General features: G+C 36.9%; 15 protein-coding genes. All 15 read right to left on the bottom strand.

Annotated features, from left to right (window positions below; translation table 11 throughout):
* Positions 1 to 224: 224 nt before the first annotated feature.
* Complete coding sequence (locus C0J00_RS00435) at positions 225 to 2,006, bottom strand: acyltransferase family protein (protein ID WP_104967074.1); 1,782 nt, start codon at positions 2,004 to 2,006, stop codon at positions 225 to 227.
* The gene (locus tag C0J00_RS00430) at positions 2,003 to 2,404 is read right to left on the bottom strand and encodes an MORN repeat-containing protein (RefSeq protein WP_104967073.1); all 402 of its coding nucleotides are present in this window, start codon (positions 2,402 to 2,404) and stop codon (positions 2,003 to 2,005) included. The genes C0J00_RS00435 and C0J00_RS00430 overlap by 4 nt, the downstream gene beginning before the upstream one ends.
* 18 nt (positions 2,405 to 2,422) lie before the next feature.
* Positions 2,423 to 2,845 carry a low molecular weight protein-tyrosine-phosphatase gene (locus tag C0J00_RS00425; protein WP_104967072.1) on the bottom strand — a complete coding sequence of 141 codons (423 nt, stop codon included), beginning with the start codon at positions 2,843 to 2,845 and terminating at the stop codon, positions 2,423 to 2,425.
* 525 nt (positions 2,846 to 3,370) lie between these two features.
* Complete coding sequence (locus tag C0J00_RS00420; protein WP_104967071.1) at positions 3,371 to 4,273, bottom strand: helix-turn-helix domain-containing protein; 903 nt, start codon at positions 4,271 to 4,273, stop codon at positions 3,371 to 3,373.
* Positions 4,274 to 4,391: 118 nt separating this feature from the next.
* Positions 4,392 to 5,684 carry an adenylosuccinate lyase gene (gene purB / locus C0J00_RS00415; protein WP_104967070.1) on the bottom strand — a complete coding sequence of 431 codons (1,293 nt, stop codon included), beginning with the start codon at positions 5,682 to 5,684 and terminating at the stop codon, positions 4,392 to 4,394.
* Positions 5,685 to 5,707: 23 nt separating this feature from the next.
* Positions 5,708 to 6,454: a hypothetical protein gene (locus tag C0J00_RS00410; protein ID WP_104967069.1), complete on the bottom strand. Its 747-nt coding sequence runs from the start codon at positions 6,452 to 6,454 to the stop codon at positions 5,708 to 5,710.
* On the bottom strand, positions 6,448 to 6,687 hold the full coding sequence (locus C0J00_RS00405) for a phosphoribosylaminoimidazole carboxylase (protein WP_104967068.1): 240 nt from the start codon (positions 6,685 to 6,687) through the stop codon (positions 6,448 to 6,450). The genes C0J00_RS00410 and C0J00_RS00405 overlap by 7 nt, the downstream gene beginning before the upstream one ends.
* Positions 6,688 to 7,020: 333 nt before the next feature.
* Entirely contained in the window at positions 7,021 to 7,653 is a 633-nt protein-coding gene (locus C0J00_RS00400; RefSeq protein ID WP_104967067.1) for a YdcF family protein, read from the bottom strand.
* Between the two features lie 75 nt (positions 7,654 to 7,728).
* Positions 7,729 to 8,796 (bottom strand): 5-(carboxyamino)imidazole ribonucleotide synthase, encoded by a 1,068-nt coding sequence (purK, locus tag C0J00_RS00395; protein ID WP_104967066.1) that lies wholly within the window; start codon positions 8,794 to 8,796, stop codon positions 7,729 to 7,731.
* Positions 8,783 to 9,271 carry a 5-(carboxyamino)imidazole ribonucleotide mutase gene (gene purE / locus C0J00_RS00390; RefSeq protein WP_104967065.1) on the bottom strand — a complete coding sequence of 163 codons (489 nt, stop codon included), beginning with the start codon at positions 9,269 to 9,271 and terminating at the stop codon, positions 8,783 to 8,785. The genes purK and purE overlap by 14 nt, the downstream gene beginning before the upstream one ends.
* A 196-nt stretch (positions 9,272 to 9,467) precedes the next feature.
* Complete coding sequence (gene purD / locus C0J00_RS00385; protein ID WP_104967064.1) at positions 9,468 to 10,733, bottom strand: phosphoribosylamine--glycine ligase; 1,266 nt, start codon at positions 10,731 to 10,733, stop codon at positions 9,468 to 9,470.
* Between the two features lie 172 nt (positions 10,734 to 10,905).
* A complete protein-coding gene (locus C0J00_RS00380) occupies positions 10,906 to 11,142 on the bottom strand; it encodes a hypothetical protein (protein ID WP_104967063.1) in 237 nt (78 codons plus the stop codon).
* A 29-nt stretch (positions 11,143 to 11,171) separates the two neighbouring features.
* Positions 11,172 to 11,621, bottom strand: a complete 450-nt coding sequence (locus tag C0J00_RS00375) for a macro domain-containing protein (RefSeq protein ID WP_158667292.1) — start codon at positions 11,619 to 11,621, stop codon at positions 11,172 to 11,174.
* A 26-nt stretch (positions 11,622 to 11,647) separates the two neighbouring features.
* Positions 11,648 to 14,311, bottom strand: coding sequence for an RNA-directed DNA polymerase (locus C0J00_RS00370; protein WP_104967061.1), 2,664 nt, complete (start codon positions 14,309 to 14,311; stop codon positions 11,648 to 11,650).
* A 289-nt stretch (positions 14,312 to 14,600) separates the two neighbouring features.
* Positions 14,601 to 15,632 carry a LysM peptidoglycan-binding domain-containing protein gene (locus C0J00_RS00365; RefSeq protein ID WP_104967060.1) on the bottom strand — a complete coding sequence of 344 codons (1,032 nt, stop codon included), beginning with the start codon at positions 15,630 to 15,632 and terminating at the stop codon, positions 14,601 to 14,603.
* Positions 15,633 to 15,722: the final 90 nt, after the last annotated feature.

Below are 15,722 nucleotides of genomic sequence, written 5' to 3'. Positions count from 1 at the left end.
CTTCCTTTTTTCTCTTAAACATCAATCTAGTTTTATGGTTAATTAGTTGACTAATTAACCTATGAACTTAGTATAAACTCAAACACACAATATTGCAAGTATTTTCTTAACTTTTTTGAAAAATATCCATTACTCAAGCTAGTTATCGTCTTGAGATAATGAATTTTCCAAATAAAAAACAATGCCAAACAAGGTATTTCGCCTGCTTGACATTGTTTTGTGCTTTATTTTTTAGCGGGCTGCTTAGCCACTTGTTCAACTGCTTTTTGAACAGTATTAACATAAAGGTCAGCACCTTCTATGCTGGCGTCCGAATAATGAACACCATCAGTGCCTTCCCATATTTCAGGATGATCAACAGCCGCCTTATACCAATCCGCAACGGTAACGTATGGGTACTTTTTAGCTAACTTCAATTCATAGTCTCTGACAGCTTTGACATCTCCCATTGCTTTTGCATTATATGGAGTCACAAAAACTAGTCGGTGACCTTTTGGTAAGGCTTTAATATATTTCTGAGTTTCTTCTTCATAGCCACTTGTTGAGTTCACCCCAACAGCGACAACGACAGTGCTTGACATGGTACCTGTTTGCGCTTGATTTTTGAAAATTGTGAATGCATCTTCAAAATTTCGACTGACAGCTGCATCTAATTGCGCTTTAGGCATAATTTTCTTAAAAGCATTCTGTGAACGAAGAGCTACAGAGTCACCAATCACAGTAACGTCACTGAGGGCATCCACATCTCCGGCAGTGACCATATATGATCTTGTCAAACTATTCTGCGATTGTTTAAGAGAGTTAACCAAAAGCTCCGATTCAAACTTCCCAACTTTTGGTGCTGTCGCACTAACGATGACAAGAAGAAGAGACAAGGCTGCACCTATGCCTACCATAGCTTTCCAGTAGGGTTTCAAATCTATCTCTATGCCAAGGATACGAGGGATTTTCCCAGCAATGAAAGGCTCCAAAACATAAAAAGAGAACGTTGAAAAAAGAATAGAGAAAAACATAGTGAGAACCACTGCCAACCAGTTAGCAACGAGCTGACTGAAAATCACGTAGAAGGGCCAGTGGAATAGATAGAGACCGTAACTGATGTCTGCAAAGAAGGTGATAAAAGCAGGCTCTTTAGCTTTTGGTGTTTTCTCATGTAAGACACGCGCTGAATAAATCATGGTTGAGGCAAAGAGAGTTGCCAAAATGAAGCCAAAGAGAAAAGTCAAAATGTTATTAAAGTCAAGTGCGAATGTCAGTAACAATAAAAGGAGGAAACTGCCTGCCATATAAGCAATCGCTCGATTGAGAGACCAAAGTTGAGCATTTCTCTTAAATCGATGAGTCACCTCAGATACACCTGAAATCGTCGCAAAAATAGCTCCTAGGAAAAATCCAAAACTATGACTCAAACTAGAGTAGTAAATCAATGAAAGATTATCTGCAAAGAAAGCTCTGATAAACATACTCACAAAACCCAGTCCAAACAGGGCAGATGAGACCATGAAGATCATCCCTCTAAATTTGAGAGGTGTTAAATTGCGTTTTGAAAGCAACCAGATCACCAAAGCCCAGAGAAGATAAAAATGCACTTCAATAGCTAGACTCCATGTGTGCACAAAGAGATGAGGGATAAACTGGCTTTCGTAACTACTACCTGTAAAAATCTCGTAGAAATTTGTCGTAAACCCAAGCGTTGCTGCTGCTTGCTTACCGATATCAGCAACAAAGTCCGGCTTGACTAAAAAGGTAAAGGGGATAGTCACCAAAACCATCAAAACTAAAGGAGGGACAATCCGGTAAAAACGTCGCTTTAAAAAGCCAATGATATCAAATGCATCTGACCGACTGTACTCGTCAATCATTAGAGCTGTGATCAAGAAACCAGAAAAGGTGAAGAAGATATCAACACCGATAAAGCCACCTGGAAATTGATTTTTAAAAAAGTGATAGAGAAGGACTAAAAGCAGCCCGGTTACCCTAACTAGTGAAAACCATTTTATTCTCATTTTTTATAAATTCCTTGTTTAAACTCGCCTTTGTAGGTCTTGTTATCCTTTGTTTTCAAAACTCCTTGACCGTCAGCCTGTCCTTTTTTAAACTCACCAGAATAGGACCAACCTTTGGCAGCCGTATAGGTCCCCTGACCGTCAAAAACACCATTTTTAAATTGCCCTTGATAAATATCCCCATTTTCATAAGTTAACTTACCTTGACCATTCATCCGATTATTAGCCACTTCTCCGTTATAAGTGATTTTATGATTATCATATGTTAACGTTCCCTTATGTTTAAGAGGGATTAAAAAGGCGCTTAAACCTAGGATAATAATAAAGGCAACGCTTAGGAGTTCAATCGTCGCTCTTGTCAATTTTATTTTTTTGATATCTTCGATCAGCTGTTTCATAATGTTCTTTCTTCGTGTTTAAGATAATTCTTCCAACCAAGTGTGGCAACCTTTACGGACGAGGTTATGGGCCTCTTCAAAATCACCAGTGTACCAAGGATCGGGCACACCACCGTCACAAAAGAGATGAATTTTATTGTCAAAGCGCCCCGCAGAGAGCTGCTTTAAATCCGCAACATTCTGCTCATCCATGCCAATAATGGCATCAAAATAAGCTAAATCGTCTAACGTTACTTGCTGAGAGGTCTTTGAGTGGTTATAAGCGTAGCCTTTTTCTTTAAGAATAGCTTGTGTTCCTCGGTGGATAGGATTGCCATGCTCCCAAGAAGACGTCGCACGACTCTCAATCTGCCAATCCGCACCAGCAAAATCCTTCATCACAAACTCAGCCATCGGACTGCGACAAATATTACCAAGACAAACAAAACATACTTTTTTCATGAGCAACTCCTTGATAACATTATAACAGAAAAGTAATCAGGAAAATACATAAAAGTAACATACCACACTTATGAAAACTAACTCGCACCATTTTGATTTCTGAAAACCACTTTAAACTAGCCAAAAACTAACTAAATGAGAGGATTAGTATGTGGGGTCAGAAATAGAGTCCGACAACTAACATCATATACTAGCAAAGTTATTAAAAAATTAAAAATGGAAAGTTATCCAAGCCACCAACCAGTTGCAGTACCTAAACATGAGATAAGTGAAATAATAATTGCAAACATTTTTGTTCTCCTTTATATTTTATGAATTTAGTTTATCCAAATACAAAACAAAACAACATGACAAAAAAGTCACGTTAGAGTGAGTGAAACTTTTTCATCCTAAATAACATTATGGAAACACTTTAAATAATCGGATTAGAAAAGTTTTTAGTATGTTTCAAAGCACATACAACAAAAGGCTCTTAAGTAAGATAAAACTTAAGAACCTTTCGTTATATAATCCATTATTAACCGTTTACAGTGAATCTTTTTCCCATTCAATAATTAGTTGCTCTTCTAAATATTGATTACCAACTATACGTGAAAATAAAAGCGCCTCATTATATTTCGCTTCAGCTGCTCCTCTATTGTTATGTTGAGCTAAAATCAATTTCCATTCCATCATATCTAAGATAGGCTGTTTTTGGTAATCTTGGGTTGTCGATATTATATCTCTAGTTTGTTCAATTAAATCACTCGCATCTTGGAACTCTTCCAGTTTAATTAGTATGGTAATAGCTTGTAAAAGAATATCTCTTAGTAGAAATAAATCGCTTGGATGTGTAAATTGGGCTTGTTTTTTTAAATACCCACATAATTTTTTGACGATTGATAAATCAAATAATGTATCTTGAAAATTAGCAAAGTAAATATAGAAAAAATAAAGACGAATTATTAATAAATCATTTAATTCATATCGTTTTTTCAATTGAATCTGTTGAAAGGATTCTCTAACTAAGTCGCCACCAAAATTAACATCTTCATCTAAGTGGATATCCATTGAAGTTTGCAAAACTTCGATAGCAATTTTCTCATCTTCAGGTAACTTCTCAAAAAAATCCAAATAAATTTCATCAAAATATTGTGTAATCTGTTTTATCTGCTGCTCTTGTCTATAAGTTGGCGTTCGCATTATAAGATACTTCAGCTCTTTATAGCGAAATGGTAACTCAAATTCTTCACTATCAACCAAGCTTGGTAGGGGAACATTTAATCTTTTAGCTATAAATAACATTTTCGAAAGAGAGGGAGCAACCTGTCCCCCCTCGATTCTAATTAACTGTCTAACTGATAATTCCGATTGATCCTCGCACAATTCTTCCTGCGACATCCCTTTTTCTTTTCGTAGAATTTTGACTTTTAGACCAAAAGTTTCCACAACTCAAGTTATCTCCTCTCTCATTTATATTTATATTATACCATTTTTTTGTCCTTTTAGTAATATTTTTTTAATTTTAGAAACATAAAAAAGAAACGTTCACCGTTTCTTTTGTCTATTATAACCCCAAGCGTTCGAAGACTTCATCTACGCGTTTTGTATAGTATACAGGATTGAAGAGTTCGTCGATTTCGTCTTGTGTGAGGCGAGAAGTTACTTTCTCATCATATTCTAATAATGGTTTAAAATCGACTTGGTTATCCCATGAATGAGCTGTTTTTGGTTGTACCAAATCATAAGCTTCTTCACGTGTCATCCCTTTTTCAATCAACTTGAGCATGACGCGTTGGCTGTAAATCAAGCCGAATGTTGAGTTCATGTTGCGAAGCATGTTGTCTGGGAAGACGGTCAAGTTTTTGACGATATTGCCAAAACGATTGAGCATGTAGTTGATCAGAATAGTTGTGTCTGGTGTGATGATACGCTCTGCTGAAGAATGAGAGATATCACGTTCGTGCCAGAGAGCAACATTCTCATAAGCTGTGACCATGTGTCCGCGGACAACACGGGCCAAACCAGTCATATTTTCAGAACCGATTGGATTACGTTTGTGGGGCATTGCTGAGCTACCTTTTTGGCCTTTGGCGAAGAATTCCTCCACCTCACGTTGCTCAGATTTTTGAAGACCACGAATCTCAGTTGCCATGCGCTCGATTGATGTCGCAATACTTGCTAACACCGCAAAATACTCCGCATGGAGGTCACGAGGCAAGACTTGAGTTGAAATTTCTTGTGGACGGATGCCGAGTTTACCACAGACATACTCCTCAACGAATGGTGGGATATTGGCAAAGTTACCAACGGCACCTGAAATTTTACCAGCTTCAACGCCTGCTGCTGCACGCTCGAAACGCTCTTGATTACGCTTCATTTCGCTGTACCAAGTCGCCAACTTAAGACCAAAGGTTGTAGGCTCCGCATGAACCCCGTGAGTACGACCCATCATGATGGTCATCTTGTGCTCACGCGCCTTATCAGCCACGATATTGGTAAAGTTTTCAAGGTCTTTACGGATAATGTCATTGGCTTGTTTGTAAAGGTAACCGTAGGCAGTATCTACCACGTCGGTTGAGGTCAAACCATAGTGAACCCACTTGCGCTCTTCGCCAAGGGTTTCAGACACGGCACGCGTGAAAGCCACCACATCGTGACGGGTCTCCTCCTCGATCTCTAAAATACGGTCGATGTCAAAGCTCGCGTTGGCACGAATCTTCGCCACATCTTCCTTGGGAATCTCACCCAACTCAGCCCATGCCTCATCAGCGAGGATTTCCACCTCCAACCAAGCACGGTATTTATTTTCTTCACTCCAAATGTTCGCCATCTCAGGGCGTGAATAACGTTCGATCATTGTTTTTCTCCTATCTAATACAATTAAACTTTAACAATATAATCGCATGTCCGACTATCAATAGATTGCTCTGGATAATCTACATTGTATCTTCTCTCAATTAGTCTACAGTTCCCTTTATCATCTAATTGATAGAGAGTCTTTATAACTTCTCCTGATAATGTTGTATAATACAAGGTTATCTTATTTGGGAGATGATTAAACTGAAAATTATTACTCATCAAATGCGAAAAAATTGAGTTCTGATGCTCTTTAGAAATAACGTAAATTCGCTCGTTTGCATCAATTTTAGGAATAATTTGAGGAGAACGATTATCAAATATAATATGCAAATTTAGTAACGGTTGGCCATTTAATATCTCTATTGATAATGCTTTATCCATCTTATCTGATGTCTGATAAAATTCTTCAAAACTCCTTTTAGATACATTATTTGTATTTTTATTTCTCTTAGTTAGACTATACCAAAACTTATTATCATAATATATTTTGAATCCGGACTTTATAGTTTGATACTCATTACTTAAAATCAATACCGGTCTAGATTGTTCCATAGCACGCTCTTTCTCCAGAAATAGTTGTAAATGGATAATGAGTACCGATATAACTGTCCCAGCCATAGATCCATAAAAACTCAACCAATCTCCTACTGAATCATTCAAAAAAGGGGATAGAAATGATAACAATTTAGAGAATATAGGCCCTAAAAAAGAAATCAAAATAATAATCAAAAACAACAATTTTTTATTTCTTCTAAAATAATTTAACATCTAATCCCTTCCCCAAACTCCTCTTTCCCAATTGCCACTGACGGATAATGAGGTAAGTTCCCTAAATCCATATCAAGTGGCAAGTCATAGACAGCTAAATAATCATTTGCAAACTGCTTTTCTAGCTCTGCCATTTTATTAAAAATAGAATTCTCGTCAGTCGAAGCATAGAGTACTTCAACCACACCAAGTTGACCATTTTCTATAAAAGCATGAACGATGATTTTAATCACTATTATCTACCTACTTTCCTTAATGCTATTTTTTTTAGAATCGTAAATCATAGTCAGAACGCATGCTGCATCAAAGATTGCAATCATTCCTCCTACTAAAGTTAAGTTCATTTCATATTCCTCCAGTCTTTCAAAGGTCCTCTACACTATTTGCTTCATCACTAAACACAGTCACATGGCTCATTTTCCAGTTGTATTTAACTTTTAATTTATAGAGGTGACAATTAGCTTTGAATTACTGAAAAATTAGTCCAGAACGATCTGTTACATAGTAAGCGAATAGTTTTTAACGAATGACTTTAGTTTACTTTTTATCTATAAATACTAATTACATTATAGCTTTTCCAAGGGCAGAATATCACCTTTTTCTCCATAATGAAGTATTCTTAAGTACTCGCCCCACACTCTCCGTTTACCCTCTTCAAAGGTCATCCAATTTTCACGCGATACCGGATTGCCTTGATAACTTGCATCAAAAGTATAAGGGATATAGGCAATGCCTTCAGGTAAATGCTGAGCTAAGGTGCGATACTGTCTTCCGGTTGCATGGCTTTTACAGATAAACATCACCGTGTTAACCTGTTTAAAATCAAAAACTTTTTTTGCAAATAAGACATTCTCAAGTGTATTGGTAGATTGGTCCTCAAAAACTATTATTTCTTCTGGGATACCTGCTTTGCGTAAATGATCATAAATAACTCTAGCTTCACTTTTTCCTCGCCAATCTGGATGAGCGGTACCAGTTAAACTTCGGCCACCGGTAACGACTATCTTTGGGGCAAACCCTTTGTGATAGGCTTCAATCGCCTTCTCCCAATGTCCTGGATGCGTGCCACTGAAAACAAACAGCACATCACATTTTCTGGGTTGAATCACTGCTCCAAAAGTCACAGACGTCAAAAAAGCAATTTCTTCAGAACTTAATTGTATCGGTATCACTGGGCTCTTAGGAATGATTGGTTTCATTGACTTCTCCATTCTCTTTTTTTTGTATCGTAAACTACTGGCGAATAATTATTAGGAGATTATGCTTGACAAATTTTATGCGAACTCCTCTTCATCTTCCTTCAACACCGTAACATGTCCCATCTTCCGGTTGTGTTTCGCTTCTAGTTTACCATAAAGGTGGAGGTGGGCGCTAGGGTTGTTGTGGACGTAAGTCTGAGCAGCTTCCACATGTTGGCCGAGGACGTTGAGCATAACGGCTGGCGCATGTTGGTGGATTTGTGGTAGCGGTTGTCCCAAAATGCCCAAGATATGGGTGTCAAACTGTGAGAAGTCGCAAGCTTCGATGGAGTAGTGCCCTGAGTTGTGGGGGCGTGGTGCGATTTCGTTGACGATGATGTCGTCTGCTGTAGCAAACATTTCCACACAGAGGGTTCCTGATAAATCCAACTGCTTGGCGATTTGTAGAGCCATTGATTTGGCCTTTTCCGCTAGTTGATCAGAGATGCGAGCAGGTGCAATGGTTTTTGAGAGGATATTGTTGCGGTGGATGTTTTCTTGGACTGGAAAGACCGTGAAATCAACACCATTGCCGGACACAATCACTGAAATTTCCAAATCAAATGTGACGAATTCCTCCAAAACACAAGCTGTTGAGTCAGCCAAGTCACAGGCTTTAGCCAAATCTTCTTGAGACGAAATAACCACTTGCCCGTGTCCGTCGTAGCCTCCTGTCGCTGTCTTGAGGACCTGCTTTTTGGTCAAGTCGATGTCGTCCAAATCAGAGCTTGAGGTCACGACCTTGTAAGGGGCCACGGCTACGCCAGCTTTTTGAGAGAGGAAATCCTTCTCAGTGATACGGTTCTGAGAAATGCGTAGGAGGTCGGTCCCTTGAGGAAGTTGATTTCCTGTCACGACAGCATCTAAACCGTCCGCGTCCACGTTTTCAAACTCGTAGGTGAGGACATCACAACGTTCTGCCAACTCACGCAAGGCCTCAACGTCGTCATAGGCTGCCACGATGACTTCAGACACCCATGAAGCTGGACAATCTGCCGACGGATCCAGCGTGATGACCTTGTGCCCCATATAAATAGCCGAAATGGCCATCATTTGTCCAAGCTGACCACCACCGATAATCCCGATTGTCTTAGTTGAGTTCATCTGTCATAGCCTCCGCGATTTTTCCTTGTTCCTCTTGGAAATGGCTGAGCTGTTCAGCGATTGTAGCATCTTCGATAGACAAGATCCGCAGCGCTGTTAAAGCGGCATTGGTCGCTCCTGCTTCACCAATTGCCATAGTTGCGACTGGCACACCACCCGGCATTTGAACAATAGAATAAAGGGAATCTAGACCTGAAAGGGCACGAGATTTAACAGGGACACCGATAACAGGAAGGGTTGTTTTGGCAGCTACCATGCCTGGCAAATGGGCTGCACCACCAGCTCCTGCAATGATGATTTTAATACCACGGTCGCGTGCTTCTTCTGCATGTTTGAACATGAGGTCAGGCGTACGGTGGGCTGAAACAACTTTTTTCTCATAGGGAACTTGGAACTTGTCCAAGATGTCTGTGGCTTTTTGCATGGTTGCCCAGTCGGAGCTGGAGCCCATGATGATAGAAATAATAGGTTTCATAATTATAATTCCTTTTTTGGTATTTTTCTTAGGTGGTGCGGACGGCAGAGACCTCCTGCGGAGTTCCTTGACTAAGTTTTGAGCCTAAGGTCTCAAAACTTCCGAGACAAACAATCATTCCATGATTGTTTGTCTTTTTACCACAGCGAAAAATACCGGCTTTGCGAGGCTTCGCCTCGCTGATTCAGTTGTGTTTCTAATCCTTAATCGCTTTGCTTCCGATGTCGTTTCGATAAAAGAGTCCATCGGTGTTTTGATTGTCTAGTTCTTTGTAGATTTTTTCCTGCGCAGCTTGGACGGTATTTGCTGTGGTGACCAGCATGTAAACTCGTCCGCCGTTTGAGAGCAGGGCTTTGCCATTTTCCGCAAAACGCGCACCGGCGTAATAGGTAACAATATCGCCAGAGGTCTTTTCTGGCAAGACCACACCCTTTTGATAATCCAGCGGGTAGCCCTCTGAAGCCACGACTACTCCCAAAGTCACACCATCTTCAAGCCAAGTGATGTCAGGAGTCTTCTCATTCAAAATATCGGTGATGTTCTGCGCAAAATCAGAGGTCAGACGAGGGAGAATAATCTGCGTCTCAGGATCACCAAAACGAGAATTGAACTCAATGACCTTGGGACCGTCAGCTGTCAAAATGAGACCTGCATAAAGAACTCCAAGATAGGGACGACCTTCTGCCACCATTCCTGCTAAAACTGGCTTCACGATGGTTTCAATAGCCTGATCGATGACCGCTTGATCCAAGTGAGGGACCGGCGCATAAGCCCCCATGCCACCTGTGTTAGGCCCCTTATCGCCATCATAAGCTCGCTTATGGTCTTGGGCCGCTGGCATGATATAGAAGTTCTCGCCATTGACAAAGGCAAAGAGAGAAAACTCTTCTCCATCAAGGAATTCTTCGATAACCACGCGCACACCTGAATCGCCGAACTTGTTGTCCAAGAGCATGTCGCGCGCTGCTTCGACTGCTTGCTCGACCGTTTCTGCCACGACGACACCCTTACCTAGCGCTAAGCCATCCGCCTTGACCACGATTGGTGCCCCTTGCGCCTCGATGTAGGCCTTAGCTTTTTCAAAATCAGTGAACGTTTCGTACTTAGCCGTTGGCACATGGTATTTGGCCATGATGGTTTTGGCAAAATCCTTTGACCATTCTAGTTCCGAGGCTTGACGTGAGGGACCAAAAGCTTTGAGTCCAGCTGCATTGAAATCATCCACAATCCCAGCAGCTAAAGCATCATCTGGACCGACAAACGTCCAAGCAATATCATTTTCCTTAGCAAAGTCAATCAACTTAGAATGTTCGGAAATTCCGATATCTACCAAATCTAGTCCATCTAAAGTCATGCCGTCATTCCCAGGAGCCACAAAAACCTGCTCAACCTGCGATGATTCCAAGAGTTTCTTAGCAATCGCATGCTCACGACCACCAGAACCAACAACTAAGAGTTTCATAATATAAGATACCTCACATCTTAATACCAACGAAACAATGTTCGTTTTATTTATTTATACAATGGTATTATAACATATTTGTTCGTCGATTTAGAGTGATAACCAGAAGAATATGACAAGAAACAAAAAAAAGTTCGTATAAAAAACGTGATGAGAATTTTTAGTTGATAATTTAAATATTTCTCAAATTATACTTTTTTAAATTATTCCAGTCTCTTTTTACAATAATTTTCACTTCAATTTCTTGGTGAAAATTATATGTCTCGATAGCAAGCTTTAGTAATTGCAACCTTTGCATTGATGAAACCATGTTATTATCCTTAAAACGAATGTTTCCTCCAATGACAGAGCATGCAAATTTTCGGTTTCCATTAGCATTATCCATTTTTTTGCATAATTCATATATCATTTCAAAATACTTTTCATAATTGGAAAGCTCTATATGATAATCTTTAGTAAAATTTGAAATACGAAGGAGATAATATTCTTCGTTATACTCCAAAACTCTATCTTTTTTTTTTCTCTTAATACATCTAAAATATCAGCTGAAGCAGTATCAGACATAAATTTAGCTTGCAATGATTTCTCTCTAATTTTTTTATCGTCATTAGTGTCTAAACAAAAATCTACTGGTATTACACGTACAAAACTATTAAATTTACTTTTAAATATGTCCCCATATTCTATTTTCAAATGAAGCTTAGACCTATCTGAATCCTTAAATTCATAATTATCTAAAAAAATATATAACAATAACTTGAAAATTAAAGTTAATAAAATTGATATAACAATAACTACTAACTCAAAAAACCAAAAATCTTTATCAAATTCTGGTTCCAAAAACTGTAAGAAACCAAATATTCCTATCACAGGTGCTATCCAATTCAAAACGATCTCCAAGAAATTTCTCACTATCAATATCCTCTTATATTTCCATAATAATACTTAGGTGGATTCTGCTTCATTATTTCATTTAAATTGTCATATCTTTTAGAAATAATATCATCTATATTAATTTCACAGATATCTATATGAGTATTCTTTGATCCTTTATGCATAGTAATTTGTCGTCTATATTCTAGTTTATATGGGGCATAGACCTCAACACCTCCTAATTTTGAATAATTAGTAATTGTAGATATAGACATTAAATCTCTCGACAAATTTTCAGCAATTTGAAAATAATATTTAATATCACGATTGTTTGTAATTAGATGGACTATTTCTGGATTATTTTTGGATATTTCATACTTTAAATCCATTGAAGTCGCTTCATAACAATTCAACACCGCTTGAGAACTACCCCTAAAATAAATTGTATGTTTTTCTCTCCAATCTTCCGGAGAAGGGATATACATCTCCCAGTTTTTAAACTTTGGAAGTTTTGGTCTAGAATTATGAAAAGTTTCATACTCCTCTGGGGAAGGATAAATTTTAGGTATTAAATATAAGATCGCATCTCTATACTCCTTCCCACTGTGTACTTTTTTTATAGGTTTTACAATAAAAGTTAAATTAAATATATAGCCGTTTATAAATATAAAATCCAGTCCCCCTATTATCATTGTCTTTGTTTTAACACCAAAATGAATTACATTGGCTAAATCTTGTATACTAACACCTTGCTCAGGATATAATAAAATATCTACTTTTTCCTTGTTAGATTGATTTTGTATTTCGATAATATCACTCAGATTTGACAAATTGTCAACATTCTTTAAAAAAAATTCTCTTCTATCTTTATAATCATAAAAATTACTTTGCCCTACAACAAATTTATTTTTTGGTTCATATTCCAAAAAACCATCTTTTTTAACATTCCATGAATTTTTAGAATAATCAATAAATTCTTGGTATATATCTTCTTCATCTTGAGAAATTTTATTTATAATTTTCCATAATTTCCTTAATTGTAATTCATAGTTTAAGAGATATGCATTCTCGAAGGCAATTTCATTTTTGTATTTAGGTAGTCTAAGATGTTGCTGTATTTTTGATAGTAAACTTTCCTGCTTCGTATAAAATAATTTAATTAATATATTTTCATACCTCTTTATAAAAGATAAATCTTCATATCTAAATTTCATCTCTCTAATCTTTGTAAATATTTTTAATTTATTAATAGCATTTCCTTTTATAAACACTGATGGAGACTCTAACGACACTAATTCTATAACCATTAAAAAATTCCAATAATCATACAAATCCAAAAAGAATTCGTCGTCCACAAAGGAATATAAAAATTCTATAAATTTGCCAGATAAACTTGTGATATCCGAGTGCTTTGAATCCTTTAAACTACTATAAATATAATAGTAAATTGTCGAAATCATTCTACTAATATGCTTTTTATCTCTAGTTATTGTAAACATATCAGATAATTTGGTGATATCCTTAGTTAAACTATATGCATCATTAAATTCTTCTTCAAAATCCTGAGGATCTATCAAACGGAAACTGTCACTTGATAAAATTTGAGTCTCTCTTTCAAATTTATTTAAAAAATTCTTATCATTTTTTTCATTAATCAAGAAAATTATGGTTTTTGAAATATTTAAATGGATATTTTTATTTGATAGTGCATCTCTTTCAGAAATTATTTTCAATGTATTACATATTGACTTTACAACATCTTTTTGCTCGTTAATTGATACATCTTTTTTAATAAGAAATGCAATATCATCAACGTATCTTCCATATTGGACAGGATTATATAAATTTTTTATCTCTCGGTCAAGGTCTGTCAAATATAGATTTACCAAGATAGCACTCGGCAAAAAACCTATAGGTAAAAAATCATCGAATCCTTTATTTTCCTTTATTATTTTCACATCTTGTAATTTATTGTATTGGTCAATAATCTGAAAGACACACTGATTTATATATTTCAATGTATCAATATCTGTATAACTTAATTTTGAGTCTAATTTAATAATATCAATAAATATTCCATCCACTTTTTCTTTTAATTGTTCTATATTGAAATGATAAAAGCACCTTGTTAAATCAGTTTGAACAAAAACACCAGTATCATTGTCCTCTACCCATGTTTTCATTTTACTAAAACTTGAATCTCTAAAACTTGAATATGCAGAATAATAAGGCTTAAAAAAACTAAAATTTGTCTGTGAGATCCTATTAGCATATACTTCACAAGAAAAAGTTGAATCAATAAGTTTACCTATTGTCTCAATCCAAACAGCTCCTAAAATAAAATCTTGAAAAGAAGTCTTTATAAAATAGTTATATTCAACTTTGTTAGGCTCTATTCTCTTATCTGACGCGAATGAAATCACTGTAGGTTCATCTTCAGTTTGAGTTTTCTGATCTTCATTACTTAATCCTTTATATAATGGAATAGCATCAATTTTTCCTACAGAAAAAGTCTTTTGTTGTAAAGTTTTCAATACTATGTCAATTTCAGATTTAATAAATTTTCTTACATCTGATTGTGAATCACTATCGAACCAATCACTCCAATTGTATATCAATCTTTTATTAAATTTAATTTCATTTAATATTTTATTTATTAAAATCTCTTTATCATGATTTTTGAATTTTTCTATGCCTAATACCATTCTTGTTTTCCTACTTTCGTTAAATTCATAAATAATTTAATTATACCAAAAAACCAACCTCTCATCTCCTTAATTTTTTGACTATAATTCTCTGACATCATCAATATTTATCTTATCTATAAATAGATAGCTAACTCTCAAACTCTGCTTCACCATTATTCACAAATAAAAACCACCAGCATAAGCCAGTGGTTTTCGGAGATTATGAAAAAGTTATTTAGGAATGACTATAGTATAGCAAGGCTTGCTTAAAGTTTTCTAAAGGTGATTTCTTTCTAACTTTTCAGATCTACCCATTAAAGGAAACATGCACATGGTCATAATGATTTTCCGTCACGCTGCCACGATCTGGCATTGGATTCCATGTGTAGGCTGGTCCATAAATGCTATCAAACGGTGCGTAGAACTGTTGCTTCCAGATGATGTAAGAAATACCACGACTGGACATATTATTAATAGCATCCTGAGCTACTTGATCACCAAGCGCAGAGCTAACAGGGACCATGAAGTCCACCGCTAGACCTTTACCGTGATCGTCATTTGAGCCCGCACGATAAAGACTAAATGCCGTAATACCATATTTGGCTGCCACTTCCTCTTTGTAAGCTGCTACTTGAGGCTGGAGCCCAGCATTTGCTGGATTTGATGTCGCTTGAGTAGCACTTGTCACTGTTTGAGCTGGCGCCTCAGTAACTGGTGTAGCAGATGTCGTGGCTACGCTATCTTGTTTACTGGTAGATGAAACTTGGTTAGCTTCTGATGTCTCAGAGCTTACTTCAAGAGAAGCTGGTGCAGAAGTATCTGTGTATTCAGAGCTTGCTGGGCTTGTTTCAAAAGTAGGCGCTAGACTTGCTTCTGACAAAGCTGTTTCACTACTAACTTCTTCTGCAGGAGCAGTCAAATCCTCCACTTGAACCGTTTGATCATCAACAACAACTTCATTTTTAGCCAAATCAGCTGAAGCTGTCATCCCTTCTTGATTTTCCTGCACAGCAGGCGTTTCAATTTGAACAGATGTTACCTCATTATGTTGATTAACTCTAGTGGTCAAAACGGTCTCTGGGAAAATCAAATCAATATTAGCAATGTTATTGATATTAGCAAGAACATTCATATCGATCCCCATAGCTTCTGAGATTGTGCTCAAAGTGTCACCGTATTGAACAGTATAAGTTGATGTTTCTTCCACATTGACAATATCTGATTTGATTTCGTCAACGCTACGTGGTGTCCATGGCATTTCTTCAGCTTGTACAGCCAATCCTGACGCCAAAGAGAGAGTTACGGTTGAGGCTAAAAGCATTTTCTTTGTGAGTTTCATTTTTAATACTACCTATTTCTTTTTTGATAACTTTATACATCTTAACATAAATTTGAATAAGAAAAAGCAATCAGGAGGCTCTTTAAAGAA

The sequence above is a fragment of the Streptococcus pluranimalium genome, assembly GCF_002953735.1.
In the GTDB taxonomy this organism is placed as follows: domain Bacteria; phylum Bacillota; class Bacilli; order Lactobacillales; family Streptococcaceae; genus Streptococcus; species Streptococcus pluranimalium.
This window is presented reverse-complemented; position numbering and strand designations above follow the sequence as displayed.

Coding starts and splice junctions, on each gene's coding strand:
- C0J00_RS00435 (WP_104967074.1), bottom strand. CDS start 2,006: ATGAGAATAAAATGGTTTTCACTAGTTAGGGTAACCGGGCTGCTTTTA.
- C0J00_RS00430 (WP_104967073.1), bottom strand. CDS start 2,404: ATGAAACAGCTGATCGAAGATATCAAAAAAATAAAATTGACAAGAGCG.
- C0J00_RS00425 (WP_104967072.1), bottom strand. CDS start 2,845: ATGAAAAAAGTATGTTTTGTTTGTCTTGGTAATATTTGTCGCAGTCCG.
- purB (WP_104967070.1), bottom strand. CDS start 5,684: ATGATCGAACGTTATTCACGCCCTGAGATGGCGAACATTTGGAGTGAA.
- C0J00_RS00410 (WP_104967069.1), bottom strand. CDS start 6,454: ATGTTAAATTATTTTAGAAGAAATAAAAAATTGTTGTTTTTGATTATT.
- C0J00_RS00400 (WP_104967067.1), bottom strand. CDS start 7,653: ATGAAACCAATCATTCCTAAGAGCCCAGTGATACCGATACAATTAAGT.
- purK (WP_104967066.1), bottom strand. CDS start 8,796: ATGAACTCAACTAAGACAATCGGGATTATCGGTGGTGGTCAGCTTGGA.
- purE (WP_104967065.1), bottom strand. CDS start 9,271: ATGAAACCTATTATTTCTATCATCATGGGCTCCAGCTCCGACTGGGCA.
- purD (WP_104967064.1), bottom strand. CDS start 10,733: ATGAAACTCTTAGTTGTTGGTTCTGGTGGTCGTGAGCATGCGATTGCT.
- C0J00_RS00380 (WP_104967063.1), bottom strand. CDS start 11,142: ATGATATATGAATTATGCAAAAAAATGGATAATGCTAATGGAAACCGA.
- C0J00_RS00370 (WP_104967061.1), bottom strand. CDS start 14,311: ATGGTATTAGGCATAGAAAAATTCAAAAATCATGATAAAGAGATTTTA.
- C0J00_RS00365 (WP_104967060.1), bottom strand. CDS start 15,632: ATGAAACTCACAAAGAAAATGCTTTTAGCCTCAACCGTAACTCTCTCT.